Annotated in this window: 12 protein-coding genes, 4 pseudogenes and 1 riboswitch; all 16 genes and pseudogenes read left to right on the top strand. The window is 53.8% G+C overall.

The window, feature by feature from the left end; genetic code table 11:
• The first annotated feature begins 267 nt into the window (after positions 1-267).
• The 16 genes and pseudogenes from fni (at position 268) to wecB (ending at position 17,885) form a co-directional block, all read left to right on the top strand.
• Positions 268-1,395, top strand: coding sequence for a type 2 isopentenyl-diphosphate Delta-isomerase (gene fni, locus JI735_RS06465; RefSeq protein WP_202677201.1), 1,128 nt, complete (start codon positions 268-270; stop codon positions 1,393-1,395).
• A gap of 42 nt (positions 1,396-1,437) precedes the next feature.
• Complete coding sequence (locus JI735_RS06460) at positions 1,438-1,908, top strand: GNAT family N-acetyltransferase (protein WP_233476277.1); 471 nt, start codon at positions 1,438-1,440, stop codon at positions 1,906-1,908.
• A gap of 249 nt (positions 1,909-2,157) precedes the next feature.
• Positions 2,158-3,258, top strand: a complete 1,101-nt coding sequence (gene ychF, locus JI735_RS06455) for a redox-regulated ATPase YchF (RefSeq protein WP_020426792.1) — start codon at positions 2,158-2,160, stop codon at positions 3,256-3,258.
• Positions 3,259-4,121: 863 nt separating this feature from the next.
• Positions 4,122-5,189, top strand: coding sequence for a peptide chain release factor 1 (gene prfA, locus JI735_RS06450; RefSeq protein WP_020426793.1), 1,068 nt, complete (start codon positions 4,122-4,124; stop codon positions 5,187-5,189).
• Between the two features lie 25 nt (positions 5,190-5,214).
• Positions 5,215-6,107 (top strand): annotated as a pseudogene (prmC, locus tag JI735_RS06445) (peptide chain release factor N(5)-glutamine methyltransferase).
• A 101-nt stretch (positions 6,108-6,208) separates the two neighbouring features.
• Positions 6,209-6,409, top strand: a complete 201-nt coding sequence (locus tag JI735_RS06440) for a hypothetical protein (protein WP_157771415.1) — start codon at positions 6,209-6,211, stop codon at positions 6,407-6,409.
• A 460-nt stretch (positions 6,410-6,869) separates the two neighbouring features.
• Positions 6,870-8,054 carry an FtsW/RodA/SpoVE family cell cycle protein gene (locus JI735_RS06435; RefSeq protein WP_039836390.1) on the top strand — a complete coding sequence of 395 codons (1,185 nt, stop codon included), beginning with the start codon at positions 6,870-6,872 and terminating at the stop codon, positions 8,052-8,054.
• Positions 8,055-8,285: 231 nt separating this feature from the next.
• Positions 8,286-9,451 (top strand): annotated as a pseudogene (locus JI735_RS06430) (FtsW/RodA/SpoVE family cell cycle protein).
• Positions 9,452-9,543: 92 nt separating this feature from the next.
• The gene (gene spoIIR, locus JI735_RS06425) at positions 9,544-10,299 is read left to right on the top strand and encodes a stage II sporulation protein R (protein WP_202677200.1); all 756 of its coding nucleotides are present in this window, start codon (positions 9,544-9,546) and stop codon (positions 10,297-10,299) included.
• 149 nt (positions 10,300-10,448) lie between these two features.
• Positions 10,449-11,665 (top strand): annotated as a pseudogene (locus JI735_RS06420) (L-threonylcarbamoyladenylate synthase).
• A gap of 80 nt (positions 11,666-11,745) precedes the next feature.
• Positions 11,746-12,311 (top strand): annotated as a pseudogene (locus tag JI735_RS06415) (manganese efflux pump MntP).
• Between the two features lie 56 nt (positions 12,312-12,367).
• Positions 12,368-12,955, top strand: a complete 588-nt coding sequence (locus tag JI735_RS06410; RefSeq protein WP_039834225.1) for a low molecular weight protein arginine phosphatase — start codon at positions 12,368-12,370, stop codon at positions 12,953-12,955.
• A 51-nt stretch (positions 12,956-13,006) separates the two neighbouring features.
• Positions 13,007-13,089: riboswitch (ZMP/ZTP riboswitch) on the top strand.
• A gap of 191 nt (positions 13,090-13,280) precedes the next feature.
• The gene (locus JI735_RS06405) at positions 13,281-13,934 is read left to right on the top strand and encodes a TIGR01440 family protein (RefSeq protein ID WP_202677199.1); all 654 of its coding nucleotides are present in this window, start codon (positions 13,281-13,283) and stop codon (positions 13,932-13,934) included.
• Between the two features lie 89 nt (positions 13,935-14,023).
• Entirely contained in the window at positions 14,024-15,274 is a 1,251-nt protein-coding gene (locus JI735_RS06400; RefSeq protein WP_039785575.1) for a serine hydroxymethyltransferase, read from the top strand.
• A gap of 745 nt (positions 15,275-16,019) precedes the next feature.
• On the top strand, positions 16,020-16,649 hold the full coding sequence (upp, locus tag JI735_RS06395; RefSeq protein WP_020426095.1) for a uracil phosphoribosyltransferase: 630 nt from the start codon (positions 16,020-16,022) through the stop codon (positions 16,647-16,649).
• A gap of 81 nt (positions 16,650-16,730) precedes the next feature.
• Positions 16,731-17,885, top strand: coding sequence for a non-hydrolyzing UDP-N-acetylglucosamine 2-epimerase (wecB, locus tag JI735_RS06390; RefSeq protein ID WP_039832272.1), 1,155 nt, complete (start codon positions 16,731-16,733; stop codon positions 17,883-17,885).
• Positions 17,886-17,916: the final 31 nt, after the last annotated feature.

Here is a 17,916-nt window from a genome sequence, read left to right as displayed (position 1 = left end):
AATGAATACAGCTGCTATTCTAATCCAATTTCGCCTGTTTCACAAAAGAGATCCGGTCCCCCGGAGAACCGCGCCCGGCGGAAATCGCCGCTTACGCGGTTCTATTTTTGTCTGCGCAAATATGCCGTGATAAGCAGCCGTAATGACATAACCGGGATGCGGATATGCTATAATGAAGCGTGCCGGCAGGCAATCAATACAATTTCAACTTAGCAGACTAGATAAGGTATCGGTATACATAGATCATTAGGAACGGGGGATGACAGCATGGGCCAGATACCGCAGGATGAGTCACCGCATAAAATATCAAAAACAACGGGCATCGCACCGCAAACGGCAAAACCTGCCGGGCATCAGTCCCTGCTGCCTTCATCCACGACGGGAGAACGCAAGATTGAGCATGTGAGGCTGTGCTTGAACGAGGAGGTCGGGGCCAGCGGCATTACAGCTGGCTTTGAGCATTACCGCTTCCGCCATAATGCGCTCCCCGAGCTGAATTACGATGACATTTCCCTGCGGACAGTCTTCCTGGGGCGTGAGCTGCGCACACCGCTGCTGATTAGCTCCATGACCGGCGGCAGTGCTGCTACCGGTGCTATTAATGCCAGGCTGGCGGAGGCCGCCGAGCGCCGGGGCTGGGCGCTCGGGGTAGGCTCTATCCGGGCGGCAGTCGAGCGGTCCGAGCTGGCGGCGACTTTCCGGGTCCGCGATAAGGCCCCGGGCATTCCTGTCATTGCCAATATCGGAGCGGTCCAGTTGTCTTACGGCTTTGGCGTGGAAGAATGCCGCCGGGCTGTAGAGATCGCGGGTGCGGATTGGCTGGTTCTGCATTTGAACGGGATTCAGGAGGTGTTTCAGCCCGAAGGAAATACCGGGTTTGCTGACTTGTTAACCCGGATCGAGCGCGTGTGCAGAGAGCTGGAAATTCCCGTCGGCGTCAAAGAGGTCGGCTGGGGCATTGATGGAGAAACGGCAATAAGGCTGTACGGTGCCGGGGTCGCCTTTGTCGATGTGGCGGGCGCTGGCGGCACCTCCTGGAGCCAAGTCGAGAAATTCCGCAGCGGCGATCCGGTCCGGCGGGCTGCGGCCGAGGCCTTCGCGGATTGGGGAATTCCCACCGCGGAGTGCATTGCAGAGGTGCGGGCGGCCTCGAAGCACGGTGCGCTGATCGGCAGCGGCGGGCTGCGGCACGGTGTGGATGCTGCGAAGGCACTGGCGCTCGGCGCGGATCTGGCCGGCTTCGGCCGGAATCTGCTGGGTCCGGCTGTAGCATCCGAGGACGCGCTGGATCAGGCGCTGGCCCAGGTGGAGCTGGAGCTGCGGACCGCGATGTTCGGCATCGGCGCCCCGGATCTGGCGGCACTCCGCGGGACTCACCGCCTGATTAGATGTTGACATGATTAGAGAATAATAAGGAATAAGGAAGGGCACAAAACCATGATTAGACTGGTCCAGATGGACGAAACCACATTTCAATTTTTTTTAAGCCAGTCCACCCGTGATTATGCGGAGGACAAAATCAAAGCCGGTTCCTGGGATGTCGAGACGGCTATGCAGCTGTCCCAAGATGAGATGACCCGATTTTTGCCTGAGGGGCTCAACACGGAAGGGGCTTATCTCTATTCTATAGTAGAGACGGAGTCCGATACTCAAGCCGGATATATCTGGTTCAACGTAAGCGAGGGACGCAACGGGCGTGAAGCTTTTATTTATGATTTTTATGTTTTTGAAGCGTTCCAGGGAAAAGGGTACGGCAAACAGACGCTGCTTGCGCTGGATGAGGAAGCCCGTAAGCTGAAGATAACCAGAATCGGCCTGCATGTATTCGGCCAGAACAACCGTGCTTTTGAGCTTTACAAAAAAGCGGGTTTTGCCGTCACCGATATCACCATGTCGAAGGATCTATAACCTGGAGAAAAGCGTAGAATTGAACGCTATCAAGTCTCCTTCTATTCTCGCTGAGAGAGAAGACGCCCCTTTGCAGGGGACGGCGGAGCCGCTGCAGGCTGCATCACGGGGCGGACTACAGCCCTTTATCTGACACATCCGCCGGACATCCGCTGTTGCTGGCGGTTTTGTTCTAATATATAATGGTTGAGATCAAGCCTGGAAATTATGCGGTGATCAATCCAACCGAAAATAGGAGTTGTCATATAAATGGCTTTGAAAGCAGGTATCGTAGGACTTCCCAACGTGGGGAAATCCACATTATTCAATGCAATTACGCAGGCGGGAGCAGAATCCGCCAACTATCCTTTTTGCACAATTGACCCGAACGTGGGTGTCGTGGAAGTACCGGATGAGCGCTTGGATAAGCTGACAGAGCTGGTGCAGCCGAACAAGACGGTTCCGACTGCCTTTGAATTCGTGGATATTGCCGGTCTGGTACGCGGGGCGAGCAAGGGTGAAGGCCTGGGCAACAAGTTCCTGGCGCATATCCGTGAAGTGGATGCGATTGTTCATGTGGTGCGCTGCTTCGTGGATGAGAACGTGACCCATGTCGATGGCAAAGTAAACCCGGTCAGTGACATTCAGACGATTAACCTGGAGCTGATTCTGGCCGATCTGGAGAGCCTGGAGAAGCGCATCGAACGCTCCCGCAAAAACATCAAGGGCGGCGACAAGAAATACGTCCAGGAAGTAGAAGTGCTTGAGCGCATCAAGGAAGCTCTGTACGAAGACAAACCTGCGCGCAGTGTAGAATTGACCGATGATGAACGTCTGATTGTGCGCGATCTTCATCTGCTGACCCTGAAGCCGGTGCTGTATGCGGCTAACGTAGGAGAAGATGAAGTGGCTGCTGCCGACGAGAACCCTTACGTTCAGCAGGTCCGTGAATTTGCTATTGCCGAGAATGCCGAAGTGGTGCCGATCAGCGCCAAGGTGGAAGCGGAGATTGCCGAACTGGAAGGCGAAGACAAAGCGATGTTCCTGGAAGAGCTGGGCCTGCAGGAATCCGGTCTGAACCGCCTGATCAAGGCCGCTTATAAGCTGCTGGGTCTCTACACTTACTTCACTGCAGGTGTGCAGGAGGTTCGCGCCTGGACCATCCGCAAGGGAACCAAAGCACCAGGTGCGGCCGGTGTCATTCATACGGACTTCGAACGCGGCTTCATTCGCGCGGAGGTCGTAGCTTATGACGATCTGCTGGCAGCCGGATCAATGAACGGTGCCAAGGAACGCGGACAGCTGCGTCTGGAAGGTAAGGAATATCTGGTGCAGGACGGCGATGTCATGCATTTCCGTTTCAACGTATAGGCCGTAACTGTCTAATCAAGGAATAACAGAAGTCATCTGCTTGTAGAAAACCTCTGCAACCGGATGACTTTTTTATCGTTTCGGAAATTATGATTACATTCCATTATGGATAAGATATTTATAAAATTGGGGATACGGATTTTTTGTTCAACTCGTCTCAAGAACGAATGTGGATTGAAACAACGGCAGAAATGCCGTTGTTCAGGAGCAGGAGGGTTGGTTGTGCGGAAATAACGGCAGAAATGCCGTTGTTCAGGAGCAGGAGGGTTGGTTGTGTGGAAATAACGGCAGAAATGCTGTTGTTGAGTAGGAGAAGGGTGAGTTGTGCGGAAATAACGGCAGAAATGCTGTTGTTGAAGTAACAAATGGTGGTTTGTTGAAACTATATAATGTGAAAAATAGCGGATGATGAAAACCGGATGATAAGTAAACAAAGAGGCTCGCTGCAGGTTGAAATGAGAGGTAAAAGTACCTTTGAATTGTGCGGAAGCAGGTGAAATGGGTTGAGAGGCGGTATAACTAACTAAGTCCGTTAGGCCTAACTTTAATGAGCAGCCTTATCACCCGCCAGGGTGATTTTGTCCTAATTATAACAAATAAAACTTTTGCTCCCGACTTCCATATTTATTTCCGGTCGAACTCCCGTGTTATGAATAACTTTTCTGCCGGATCACATCATAAGGAGTGGAGTTTCACCGGCACTAAAAATATACAGAGCTGTGCACAGGGTACTGTAGCCAATCGGCGGTTTCGGTGGTATAATATAAAGTCGTATATCTATTTTTATTGTACCAACAATTTAAAGTATTAATTTACAGTTTCCCATATTGAATCTGAAATTGAATCAGGAGAGGTGAATTCCCTTGTTGGACCGATTGCAATCCCTGGCGGACCGCTATGAGAAACTCAGTGAACTGCTTTGTGACCCGGATGTTGCAAGCGACAGTAAGAAACTGAGGGACTATTCCAAAGAACAATCCGATTTGCAGCCCGCCTTCGAGGCGTATGCCGAATATAAAAATGTAATGGAAGAGCTTGAAGCCGCTAAAATGATGCAGGGCGAAAAGCTTGATGATGAAATGAAAGAAATGGTCAAGATGGAGATTGAAGACCTGTCCTCGCGCCAGACTGCGCTGGAGGAGAAAATCCGTCTCCTGCTGCTGCCGAAGGACCCTAATGACGACAAAAACGTGATCGTGGAAATCCGCGGTGCAGCCGGTGGGGATGAGGCGGCATTGTTCGCATCAGATCTGTACCGGATGTACACCCGCTATGCGGATGCCCAGGGCTGGCGAGTAGAGCTGATGGATGTCAATACGAATGACCTCGGCGGCTTCAAAGAGGTTATCTTCATGATCAACGGACGTGGCGCGTACAGCAAAATGAAATTCGAAAGCGGCGCACACCGCGTGCAGCGTATCCCGACCACAGAATCCGGAGGGCGTATTCACACCTCAACTTCTACCGTATCAGTCATGCCGGAAGCGGAAGAGTTCGAAATTGAAATTCTTGATAAAGATATCCGCGTAGATACCTTCTGCTCCAGCGGAGCGGGCGGACAGTCGGTTAATACGACCAAATCCGCAGTTCGCGTGACTCACGTGCCTACCGGCATCGTGGCTACGTGTCAGGACGGTAAGTCTCAGAACTCTAACAAAGAGAAAGCCCTGCAGGTGCTCCGTGCCCGGATCTCGGATATGAAGCGCCAGGAAGAAGAAGCGAAATATGCCGGAGAACGCAAGAGCAAGGTCGGCACGGGTGACCGCAGTGAGCGTATCCGCACCTATAACTTCCCGCAGAGCCGTGTGACGGACCATCGTATCGGCCTTACGCTGCACCGTCTTGATCAGGTCATGAACGGTGATATTACGGAAATTATTTCGGCCTTGTCGATTGCAGAGCAGGCGGAATTGATGGAAAAAGGAGAATAATGCTTTGAATCACGACTCTTATGTCATGCCTGACGTGCAAAGCATCCGGGAAGCCTTTGCGGAGGCTTCTTCTTTTTTGGACAAATCCGGGTGCAATGAGCCGCAGCGCAGCAGCCAGCTTCTGCTGGAGCATGTGCTGGGTTTGTCCGGGGCGGCCTATTATATGGCGTTGGCTGATCCTTTTCCGCCAGAAGCGCGGCCGGCTTGGGAGGCCGGGGTTACCCGCCGGGCAGCCGGTGAGCCGGTGCAGTATATCATCGGCGAGCAGGAATTCTACGGGCGGGTGTTTGAGGTAACGCCCGATGTACTGATTCCCCGGCCCGAGACGGAGCTGCTCGTCGAGGCGATTCTGAAGTACGGCGCGGAGCTGTGGCCGGACGTTTTGGTTGCTGCGCCGGGTGGAGCGGCGCGTCCGCTGACCGCCGTCGACATCGGCGCCGGCAGCGGAGCGATCTCCGTCACGCTGGCGGCGGAAGCGCCGGCGTGGCGGGTCTGCGCCGGCGACATCTCGCCCGGCGCGCTGGCCGTGGCCGGGCGCAATGCGCAGCGGCACGGCACGGCAGTGGACCTGCGGCTCGGCGACCTGCTCGAGCCGTTTGCGGGGATGGAGACGGATATTCTCGTCTCCAACCCGCCGTATATTCCCGGCGGGGATATCGCCGGGCTGCAGCGCGAAGTGCGCGACCATGAGCCGCGCACCGCGCTGGATGGCGGCGATGACGGGCTGGACCCGTACCGCCGCATGATGGAGCAGCTGCCGCTGCTTCCGGCCCCCCGCGGCTGGTCGGCTTCGAACTCGGCCAAGGTCAGGCCGGGCAGGTAGCCGAGCTGCTGGGGGCAGCAGGCCATTGGAGCGAGATCGTCACCATTGACGATCTCGCGGGGATTCCCCGCCATGTGTTGGGCATAGCCCGCTAGGGAGGCGGCCAAGTGCTGTTAATTGCTGGCGGTGATTGCCCGTTAAGCGCGGTCAGTTAGCGCCGACAGAGACTGCCCGGACATAGTCGTGCAAGCTGGGTATGCCAGACAAACCGGGTACACCAGACAAGCCGGGTACGCCGGGTAAGCCAGGTAGGGACAAGCCGGGTACGCCGCACAAGCTGGGTACACCAGACAAACTGGGTACACCGGGCAATCATGGTACGTCGGACAAGCCAGGCAACCCAGGCAAGCCGGACAACAAGGTGAACCGGACAAAGCGGCTGGCATTTCTTGTCTGAACGAAATTCGGGCATGAGCTGCTGTTCGGGGCACGAACTTCTGAAGCTGGAGTGGAATATCTCCACCTATCCTGCAGGAGTCCGGCCCAAATTGATAGTTAATGGGAATTTCTCCACTTATTTCGAAAGAAATCAAGGCTAGTTACTCAAAACAGCCGGATTAGTTCTACTTTTTCCCACTAATGGCGATGTGAAGCCCTGTAACCGCTGATTTAGTTCTACTTTTTCCACTTATAACTATGAAATACGCATAAGTAAGGGATGCGAGTTACCTGCTACCTGCTGGATAAGCTGCGTGCTATTATGAAAATAGCGGCATGAGTAGGCATCCGCGTGTAGGAGCAGAACTGTTTTCGTATGAAATTGTATTTTTGCTGCCCCTTCCTTTACAATGGAATCGACGGGACTTCAGCGTAGACAAGAAATTCGGAAGACCCAGTACAGAGTAAGGAGACAGAATATGCTTCAGAAGATTAAAAAGATCGACGGCGTCATCGTAATCATTTTACTGCTGCTGATGGTCGTCAGTATTTTTTCCATATACAGCGTCACGCATGGCCGGGATAAGCTGGATGGGGCGCATCTGCGGATGATCAAGTTCTATGTGCTGGGCATCATCGCTTTTTTCGGATTGACCTTTGTGGATTACCGGCTGCTCGTGAAGTACGCGCTGTACATTTATGTTACGGGAATTGGAATTCTGGTGCTGGTGAGCTTTATCGGCAAGGAGCAGAACGGAGCCCAGGGCTGGATTAAATTCGGAGGTTTCAGTCTGCAGCCGGCGGAGCTGTTCAAGCTGATCCTGATCCTGTTCCTGGCGGCCGTACTGGTGCGCAAGCACAAAAACAAGCTGCAGTTCTGGCAGGACGTAGTTCCTTTGGGGCTGCTTACCCTGCTGCCGTTCCTGATTGTCATCAGCCAAAATGACCTGGGTAACGCCCTTTCTTATATTGTAATCCTGGTCGGATTGCTGTGGATCGGCAATATCAAATTTACCCATGCGCTGATTGGACTGCTGGTCATAGGCGGTGTTGCAGCAGGGGGGATTATCAGCTACATCCACTACCACGATGAAATCAAAGGTTTCCTTACGGACATCGGCCGTTCACACTGGGTGGAGCGGTTTGATCCATGGCTGGTCCCTGACGAAGCGACGGCGAAGGCGAGCTACCATACCAAAAATGCCAAGCTGGCTATCGCTTCGGGTGGGATGAGCGGTGAAGGATACATGGAAGGCAGCTCCGTGCAGACGGACCGGGTGCCTTACACCTATTCGGATTCCATCTTTGTACAGATCGCTGAGGAGTTTGGGTTTGTAGGCTCGGCGCTGGTACTGCTGCTCTACTTTATACTGATTCACCGGATGATTCTGATTGCATTGGAGAGCAAGGATAGGGGAGGGCCTTTCCTGATCGTCGGAATTGTCGCCATGATGCTCTATCAGATATTTGAAAATATCGGCGCATTCATCGGCCTGATGCCGCTTACCGGGATTACGCTGCCGTTCATCAGCTATGGGGGAACCTCGCTTATGATTAATATGGCCAGTATCGGCCTGGTTATGAGTGTGCGCCTGCACGGACAGGAAGTGGAAGAGGAACTGCCGAGTCCATCAGTCTACACCTCCCCGGCCAAGCAGGGATAGCCTGAATACAGTTAACCCGAAACCGCTGCAGCTCATCTAATGATGGGCCGGCGGTTTTTTTGTTGTGCAGCAGGTATCTTTAGCCCAGGGATTTTGTGGACAGATGTAAAAAAATTGTATTTACCCTGCGCCTTGCTTTAAAATGGAAATCAACGGCTTCGCTCTAAATATTCGCTTTAAATGTATGGTAGCGGGCAAGCCTAAATCCGGACATAGTTAGGGGTCTGTTCCATGCTGCAAAGGTTCAAAAAGATAGATGGTGTCATCGTTGTTGTGCTGCTTATGTTGATGGTCATCAGTATTTTATCGATATACAGCGTGACGCACGGGCGGAAAGACGATGGATTACACATCCAGATGATTAAGTGGTACGGGTGGGCTTCGTTGCCTTTTTTGGACTATCCCTGTTTGATTACCGGCTTCTGGTCAAATATGCACATTATATTTATATAATGGGTGTGGGGATACTGGTGGTGGTCAGCTTTGTGGGCAAAGTGAAAAACGGGGCAAAGGGATGGCTCGAAGTCGGAGGGTTAAGCCTGCAGCCGGCGGAGCTGTTTAAGCTGATCCTGATTCTTGCACTCGCTGCACTGCTGGTCCGCAAAAACAAGGATGAGCTTCTGTTCTGGCGTGATGTCGTGCCGCTCAGTCTGGTGGCGCTGCTGCCGTTTGCGGTCGTCATTATCCAGAACGATCTGGGCAACGCGCTGAGCTACATGGTCATTCTGGTCGGGCTGCTGTGGATTGGCCGGATGAAATGGTCCCATGCCCTGATCGGTCTGATTATTTTTGGCGGTTCGATATTCGGTTTTATTTACAGCTATATCCACTATCATGAGCAGATGACCAGCTTTCTCAGCGAGACCATCGGCCGCAAGCATTTTGTGGCCCGTTTTGACCCCTGGCTGGTCCCGGAGCTGGCCAGCAGCGACGACAGCTATCAGACGCGGAATGCCAAAATAGCCATTGCCTCGGGCGGGCTCAGCGGAGAAGGATATATGCAGGGCGGCTCGGTCCAGTCCGGTAAAATACCGGTGCTGTATACGGATGCGATATTTGCACAAATTGCCGAAGAGTTCGGCTTCGTAGGGGCGGCATTGCTCCTGTTGCTGTTTTTTATTCTGATTCACCGGATGATTATGATCGCTCTGGAATGCCGGGAACGTGCAGGACCTTTTCTGATTATTGGAATTGTGGCGATGCTGCTGTACCAGATCTTTGAGAATATCGGGGCGTATATCGGCCTGATGCCTCTGACAGGAATTACGCTTCCCTTCATTAGCTATGGCGGGACTTCTATTGTGATTAATATGGCCAGTATGGGAATTGCTATGAGTGTGCTGCTGTATGGACAGGATGTGGAGGAAGATTTGCCTGCGCCGGCAGTATATTTTTGAAGGCAATAAATTAATAGATTAATAGGTTTGCAGTCTCTCCTCCCTGGGCATACTAGGGGCATAAGAGTTTTGCGGGAGAGGGGCTGCTGAAAATGGAATGGAGCAAGACAGGAAGACAGGATTCCTTACGGGTAACTTTTAAGTATACTGCCATATTAATTTGTTTTTTTATGATCCTCATGATGGCCTGGGAAGGGCAAAAAACCGATGCCGCCGTAGCGGAGGCGACGATTCCGCAGGATTCGATACGGCTGCGCATTCTGGCAAACTCGGATGCGGCTGGTGATCAGCGGGTCAAACGCCAGATCCGCGACAGTATAGTCGAACAGATGAACCAATGGGTGGCTTTGCTGGAAGATCCGCAGAGTCTGGAGCAAGCCCGGACGCTAATCCGGGGCCATTTGCCGGAGCTGAATGCACTGGTGGCCCGGGAGCTTGAGGAGCGGGGTATCGACTACGGTTATAAAGTAGAGCTGGGCGTTGTTCCGTTCCCGACCAAAATGTACGGGGGCACCGTCTATCCGGCTGGAGAATATGAAGCGGTGCGGGTCACGCTGGGCGCAGGCCGGGGGCAGAACTGGTGGTGTGTGCTCTTCCCGCCGCTCTGCTTCATTGATGCAGGCTCGGGAGATGCGGCGGCGCCTGCCGCGGCTAAGGCCAAGACCGTCTCGGCTGCTGCAGCCGGAGAAGGGGCCAAAGTGAAGGCGGCGGGGGATGGAGCGGTTACAGCTCCCGATACTGGCGCGGCCGATGCGGCAGGCGGGGAACCGGAAGGGCCGAAAGTACGCTTTTTCTTCTGGGAGCTGCTGGAGAACATCTGGAGCTGGATCAGCGGATTATTCAGCTGAGCTTCTATGAATCTATAACGGCCTATGTTACGATATAATGTGAATTGAAGCGGATTTCCTGCGGCGCCACCTGGTGGGGCCGCTTTTGCTGAGAATATAACGTTTCAACTTGTATATATAACACCTTATTTAGAAAGCTTGTGATGATAATGAAAGAACCCCAAGATTCCTCATTCGCGGTCCAGCGCCGCAGCGGCCAAATCGGTTCCACCCGGTACTGGAAGCTGTCAGCGGCAGGAGAACCTGGCGTGGACCCTGCACTCTATCCGCAGAGCGAAGGTGACCGGCAAGCCATTGCAGAGGCAGCGGCTCTATTGCGGGAAGGAAGCACTGTCGCGTTCCCGACGGAGACGGTGTACGGGCTGGGGGCGGATGCCCGCAGCACGGCTGCGGTAGAGGCGGTTTTTGCCGCCAAGGGCCGGCCTTCGGACAATCCGCTGATTGTGCATATTGCCCGGCGGAGTGATCTGGACAGGCTGGTGACGGAGGTGCATCCTTCTGCGGCGGTGTTGATCGGCGCTTTTTGGCCGGGCCCGTTAACCGTAGTGCTGCCCGTCCGTCCCGGCGTATTATCGCCGCTGGTAACGGCGGGGCTGGACACGGTTGGCGTGCGGATGCCGGACCATCAGCTCGCGCTGGCGCTGATCCGCGCGGCAGACTGCCCGGTGGCCGCGCCCAGCGCCAACCGCTCCGGGCGGCCCAGTCCTACGCTGGCCGCCCATGTGCTGGAAGACCTCGCCGGATATATCGGCGGGGTGCTTGACGGCGGCGCGGCCGGGGTCGGTCTGGAGTCGACCGTCGTGCAGGTGCAGCCTGACGGGACGGCCGCGGTGCTCCGCCCCGGCGGCATCACCGCCGAGCAGCTCGCGGCGGTGCTCGGTCCCGGAGCCGTCGCTGCGGCTCCGGCTGCTGCGGAAGCGCCTGCGGCGGCTTCCGCCCAGTCCCCCGGCGCGGCGCAGGCCGCCGGGACAGCAGCCCGGCGCCGCGCGCGCCGGGCATGAAGTACACGCACTACGCCCCGCGCGGAGCGCTTGGCGTAGTGCGCGGGGCTTCCGCGCGGCGCGTGGCGGAAGCCGCCGCGGGCCTGCTGCAGGCGGCGCAGCGCGCCGGCGAGATCACGGGCCTGCTCCTCTTCGAGGAGCATCAGGCCCTGTATCCCGCCGGGGCGGCCGCCTGCGTCGTTTCCCTCGGCTCGCTGGCCTCGCCGGAGGAAGGGGCGCGCTCCCTGTATGCCGCGCTGCGGCGCTTCGATGAAGCGGGAGCGACCTATATTCTGGCCGAGGCCTGCCCGGATACCGGCCTCGGCGCCGCAATTATGAACCGGCTGATGAAAGCCGCCGGGGGCACCGTCATCGACGCAGGCTGACCCGCCCAGTCATGAATCCCTTCTTGTCCGCATATGGTTGTGGTACAAGACTTTCGGACTCTGGGGGTATGGGCATGGACATGGGGGGAGTATATGCTGGCTGGGGCCAGATTGTAACGATTGCCATTATGGCAATCGCACTGGGGATGGATGCTTTTTCACTCGGTGTGGGCATCGGGATGAAGGGCATCCGTCTTTTGCATGTGCTGCAGCTCAGTCTTCTCATTGCTTTTTTTCATGTGCTGATGCCGCTGCTTGGCTTGTTTACAGGGAGCTATGTCGGGCATTTGCTCGGACAAGTTACTACTTTTGCCGCCGGAGGACTGCTTGTGCTGCTGGGTGGACATATGGTGTTCAACTCCTTCCGGACGGATCATTCCCGCCGTGAACCCGTCAATCACCGCACATTCTGGGGATGCTCCTGATTTCGCTCAGTGTGAGTGTAGATTCATTTTCCGTAGGGGTTTCCTTGGGGATGTTTGTGAATAGCATAACACTAACCGTGCTTGCTTTTGGAGCCTGCGGGGGTCTGATGTCCATCTCGGGCCTGCTGCTGGGCCGGAGGGTCAGCCGTGGATTAGGAGATTACGGTGAGGCACTGGGCGGAGGGATTCTGCTTGCGTTTGGCTTAATGTTCATCTTCTGATACAATAACATGCACAACAAAAAAATTTGGTTTATTTTTTCATGGAGGTGGAAAGTATGCTGCATATTTTATTCGTCTGCACAGGGAATACATGCCGTAGTCCTATGGCTGAGGGGCTTCTCCGGAAACTTGCGAAGGAGCGGGGAATTGACGTGGAAGTGCGGTCTGCAGGCGTTTCCGCCATTTCCGGTACTTCCATGTCCAGACATGCCGCGGCGATTCTGCGGGACGAAGGAATTCATGATCAAATCCTGTCCACGCAGCTAAATGCAGAGACCGTAGCCTGGGCGGATCTGGTGCTGACCCTCACAGGGGGGCACAAACGCCACTTGCTGCAATATTTTCCTGATGCCGTTGCGAAGACTTATACCCTAAAAGAATATGTCTACGATGAAGAAACCGTGAACGCAGATATCCGTGAGCTGGATAGCCTTTATGCCGATGCCGAGCTTAGCCTTGCACTAGGTGGAGAGCCGAAATCGGCTGATCTGCAGCGGATCATAGAAATCCGTCAACGGATTCCAAGCTTTGATATCTCCGATCCCTTCGGAGGCCCGAGGGAAGATTATGAGCTGGCCGCTGCCGAGATACGAACAGCACTGCACAGTCTTCTGGATAAGCTGGAGTCCTTGCGCCGGTTATAAAGTATGGTTGATTTTTCGCGGCCATTCCTTTAAGATGAAATAAATATTACCCGGTTCCGGTGTAACTGGCGACAAGTGTGGATCAAACCACGATGGAGCACTGGAATAAACGGCCGGTCGCCTGGGCAAAAGAGCACATCCGCAGCCACCTGCGGACTGCTCTTTTTTGTTTAAAATACAGCATACTGGTAGGCTTAGTTTTTTAATGTAATATAAGGATGTATATGTTTCGCTTTATGAATCATCCTTATATTTCTCGCTGAAACGGTACGCCCCTAAAAGGGACAGCAAAGCCGTTTCTACTTGCTTGAGGGAGGCTTAAGTGATGGATCAAGTCATGAAGCAGGACTCACGGGTGAATCCGGCAGCCAGCAATGCAGCCGGGGATGCCGGTCAACCGGCAGGGGCGGAGCTGTCTTTAACGGCTGCAACCGCTGCTGTGGTAAGGGAGCTGTCAGACGCCGGGAAGCTGGGGCCCGGCAAGATTCTTGTTGTGGGCGCAAGCACAAGTGAAGTGGCCGGGGTCCGTATTGGTACCGGCGGCGCGCTTGAGGTGGCGCAGCAGCTCTTGGAGGGTGTTGTTCAGGTTGCTGCGGAGAAGGGTTTTCATCCGGTATACCAGTGCTGCGAGCATTTGAACCGTTCGCTGGTGATGGAACGCTCACTGCTGGGGAAGCTAGGACTGAGGGAAGTGTCGGCGGTGCCGATTCCGGGAGCCGGTGGTTCAATGGCTGCCGCTGCGTACCGCTCGATGGCTGATCCTGTGCTGGCGGAAACCGTGGAGGCCGATGCCGGTATCGATATCGGCGAGACGCTGATCGGCATGCATTTGCGCCGGGTAGCCGTCCCTTTTCGGCCAAGCCTGCGCTACATTGGTTCGGCCCGGGTGAATGCAGCCTGGAGCAGACCTCCGCTCATCGGCGGGGAACGCGCGGTATACCGTAATCCGGAGACCAGCGGATCACGCAGCTGCGATTAAGGACACAAAGTTGGTTGACGGAATGCTGTGATTATAGTTTATCTTCACACAGGCAACATAAACTAAAGAGCACTAGGGAGGAAATAAGAATCATGGAACAATTGCGTAAGAGTGACCCGGCAGTACTGGAAGCGATGGGACTGGAGCTGAGCCGTCAGCGTGCCAATATTGAGCTTATTGCCTCGGAGAATATCGTCAGCGAAGCTGTAATGGAAGCGATGGGTTCAGTGCTCACGAACAAGTATGCCGAAGGGTATCCCGGCAAACGGTATTATGGCGGTTGTGAAGATGTGGATATTGTGGAGAATCTGGCCCGTGACCGCGCCAAGCAGCTCTTCGGTGCCGATCATGCCAATGTGCAGCCGCACTCCGGTGCCCAGGCCAATATGGCGGTTTATCTTGCCGCGCTGAATCCTGGCGACACTGTCCTCGGAATGAACCTGGCGCATGGCGGCCATCTGACGCACGGCAGCCCGGTGAATGCTTCCGGATTGCTGTATAATTTTGTGGCTTATGGCGTGCAGGAGGATACGTTCCTGATTGATTATGATGAAGTGCGCAAGGCAGCCTTCAAACACCGTCCTAAGCTGATCGTAGCCGGAGCAAGCGCGTATCCGCGAACAATTGATTTTGAAGCCCTCGGTTCGATTGCGAACGATGTAGGCGCGTTGTTCATGGTGGATATGGCCCATATCGCCGGACTGGTCGCTGCAGGCCTTCATCCGAGCCCTGTGCCGCATGCCCATTTTGTTACTACAACCACACACAAGACGCTGCGCGGCCCCCGCGGAGGTATGATTCTCTGCAGACAGCCATGGGCGGCGGCGATTGACAAGGCCGTATTCCCCGGCTCGCAGGGCGGACCGCTGATGCACGTGATTGCGTCCAAAGCCGTTTCCTTTGGTGAAGCTCTTCAGCCTTCATTCAGAACCTATGCCGAAAATGTAGTGAAGAACGCCAAGGTGCTGGCAGAAACACTGATCGGTGAAGGAGTCAACATTGTATCCGGCGGTACAGACAACCATTTGATGCTGCTTGATACCCGTAATTTGAATATTACAGGCAAGGATGCGGAGAAGGTTCTTGATTCAATCGGCATTACGGTGAACAAGAATGCTATTCCGTTTGATCCAACGAGCCCGTTTGTAACGAGCGGTATCCGCATCGGTACACCTGCAGTCACTTCGCGTGGAATGAACGAGCAGGCGATGGTAACCATCGGCCGCATTATCGCCAGTGTATTGAAGAACCCTAAAGATGAAGGCAAACTCGCCGAGGCTGCCCGTGAAGTAGCCGCACTTACTGAGCAGTATCCGATCTATCCGGGCCTGCAATACTAAACTGGCGCAGCTAGGGCCAGCATTCGCAGCCTGTTGTTACACAAGCCTCCGCAAACACCGGAACCCCGGCGCTGCGGAGGCTTTTTGCTGTCTGTATAAGTTGAACTTTAGTTTTACAATGCGGGGTACTTGCGGATAAACGGACTAGATCTCTAACTCGCGCTTACGGCTATTTTAGTTAACCTTTCTCCACTAAATCTGCACCTTTTTTTCACTTGGAGTTGCCGTGGGGTCCATAGAGGGGGAGTTTGGGGTTGCTGTGTGAGCAATTCACCTGAAAGAGGGAGCCGGATTAAGTGTGCTTTTCCCGCTATCGGTTGAGGCACTGGCAGGAATGTATGTTCCTTTTTTTCATGTAGCTTGCCGCTTGACTCAAGGAGGAATGAGTTACGGGGGACTTGTTGCATAATGTTCACATTTAAAACCATAAATTTGTCGAAAATTCTCGTGAAATATTTATGAAAGTTCATGAAAATTTCAACAATAATAGTGAAAGAAATGTGAAAAGTATTAAATGAGCAAAATGGCACAAACTAAGCCGCGTTAATCATTGAATTAAGGGATAAAGATCTGGACCCTTCGCAGATTCAACCTGGGCAGCAGATGGATTTGCGTCTGCAGAACCAGTCCTTCGTAGGTGAAATACACCCCGGGTGATGATATAATAGACAGGATTTAGCCATGGGAGAAGCAAAAGCGCTTTCTGCGGCTATAAATAAGACTTACAATTACCGGAGGGACAAGAATGGGAAAATTGGTGATTTGCGATCATCCTTTGATTCAGCACAAATTAACATTTATTCGCGACGTGCGGACGAATACGAAAGAGTTCAGAGAGCATGTTGATGAAGTCGCTACACTTATGGCATATGAGATTACGCGGGATATCCCGCTGGAGACTATCACCGTGCAGACACCGGTAGCAGAGACACAGAGCAAAGTGATTTCCGGAAGAATGCTGGGTCTGATTCCGATTCTGCGTGCGGGACTGGGGATGCTTGAAGGCGTGCTGAAGCTGCTTCCTGCAGCCAAGGTAGGGCATGTCGGATTGTTCCGTGATCCGGAAACCCTTCAGCCGGTCGAATATTATATCAAGCTCCCTACGGATGTCCAGGAACGCGAATTGATTGTGATTGACCCGATGCTGGCTACAGGCGGCTCTGCCATTGCTGCGATCACCTCGCTGAAGAACCGCGGGTGCACCCAGATCAAGATGATGAACCTGATTGCCGCTCCGGAAGGCGTTGCCGCTGTACAAGCTGCCCACCCGGATGTAGATATCTATGTTGCCGCGCTGGATGATCATCTGAATGAGCACGGATATATTGTGCCCGGGCTTGGAGATGCCGGTGACCGGTTGTATGGAACCAAATGAACTTCAATCAAGTAGTAGTACTATAGAACAAACAAAACAGACCAAACAATAATGAGGATTTGTGAAGAGAGGGTAGGGGTTATGTCCAAAATTAAAGTGATGACGATTTTTGGTGTGCGCCCCGAGGCGATCAAAATGGCGCCTTTGGTCCTGGAGCTTGCCAAGCATCCCGAGCATATTGAATCCGTTGTTTGCGTAACAGCGCAGCACCGTGAACTGCTGGATCAGGTGCTTGAGGTATTCAAGATTACTCCTGATTATGATCTGGATGTAATGAAAGACCGCCAGACGCTGAATGAAATTACGATCCGGGTGCTGGAAGGACTGGAGCCGGTGCTTCGGGAAGCGAAGCCGAACCTGGTGCTTGTGCATGGGGATACACTTACCACTTTCCTCGCCAGCTACGCTTCTTTCCTGCAGCAAATTCAAGTAGGCCATGTAGAAGCAGGACTCAGGACCTGGAACAAGCTGTCTCCGTACCCCGAGGAAATGAACCGTCAATTGACGGGGGTTCTTGCCGATCTGCATTTTTCTCCGACTGACTGGTCAGCGGGTAATTTGAGACACGAGAACAAAAAAGAATCAAGTATTTATATCACAGGCAACACCGTAACCGATGTGTTTCAATATACCGTACAGCCGGACTACCGGCATCCTGTACTGGATTTTGCTTCAGGAAAACGACTTATTTTAATGACGGCGCACCGCAGGGAATCTCAAGGCGAACCGCACCGTCATATTTTCCGTGCTGTCAAAAGAATCGCTGATGAATTTGAAGATGTAGCTATAGTCTATCCTGTGCATCCGAGTCCGGCAGTTAAGGAACCGGCGCATGAGATACTTGGCGGACACCCGAGAATCAAGCTGATTGATCCGCTGGATGTCGTTGACCTGCATAATTTTTATCCGCATACCCACCTGATATTGACCGATTCCGGCGGCCTGCAGGAGGAAGCTCCCTCCTTTGGAGTTCCCGTGCTTGTGCTGCGTGATACAACCGAGCGCCCGGAAGGGATCGAAGCCGGAACGCTGGAGCTTGTGGGCACGGACGAGGAGAAGGTGTATCAACGGACACATGCTTTATTGACTGATCAAGAGCTGTATCAGTCCATGAGCCGGGCCGCCAACCCGTATGGAGACGGCAAAGCCTCCGAAAGAATTGTCAATGCGATTTTGCACCATTTCGGTGTAATTCAAGACCGTCCGGAAGAGTTTCACAGAATGTTCACAAAATGAACAAAGTAGCTTGAAATCGATATTCTGAATG

Origin of the sequence: Paenibacillus sonchi (assembly GCF_016772475.1) — a bacterium.
Taxonomy (GTDB): Bacteria; Bacillota; Bacilli; order Paenibacillales; family Paenibacillaceae; genus Paenibacillus_AQ; species Paenibacillus_AQ sonchi.
Note: the sequence above shows the minus strand (reverse complement) of the source record. Positions and strands in the feature narration are given on the sequence as shown.

Excerpts from the sequence above, each read along its gene's own strand:
- fni (WP_202677201.1), top strand. The coding sequence starts at position 268 with ATGGGCCAGATACCGCAGGATGAGTCACCGCATAAAATATCAAAAACA.
- JI735_RS06460 (WP_233476277.1), top strand. The coding sequence starts at position 1,438 with ATGATTAGACTGGTCCAGATGGACGAAACCACATTTCAATTTTTTTTA.
- ychF (WP_020426792.1), top strand. The coding sequence starts at position 2,158 with ATGGCTTTGAAAGCAGGTATCGTAGGACTTCCCAACGTGGGGAAATCC.
- JI735_RS06440 (WP_157771415.1), top strand. The coding sequence starts at position 6,209 with ATGCCAGACAAACCGGGTACACCAGACAAGCCGGGTACGCCGGGTAAG.
- JI735_RS06435 (WP_039836390.1), top strand. The coding sequence starts at position 6,870 with ATGCTTCAGAAGATTAAAAAGATCGACGGCGTCATCGTAATCATTTTA.
- spoIIR (WP_202677200.1), top strand. The coding sequence starts at position 9,544 with ATGGAATGGAGCAAGACAGGAAGACAGGATTCCTTACGGGTAACTTTT.
- JI735_RS06410 (WP_039834225.1), top strand. The coding sequence starts at position 12,368 with ATGCTGCATATTTTATTCGTCTGCACAGGGAATACATGCCGTAGTCCT.
- JI735_RS06405 (WP_202677199.1), top strand. The coding sequence starts at position 13,281 with ATGGATCAAGTCATGAAGCAGGACTCACGGGTGAATCCGGCAGCCAGC.
- upp (WP_020426095.1), top strand. The coding sequence starts at position 16,020 with ATGGGAAAATTGGTGATTTGCGATCATCCTTTGATTCAGCACAAATTA.
- wecB (WP_039832272.1), top strand. The coding sequence starts at position 16,731 with ATGTCCAAAATTAAAGTGATGACGATTTTTGGTGTGCGCCCCGAGGCG.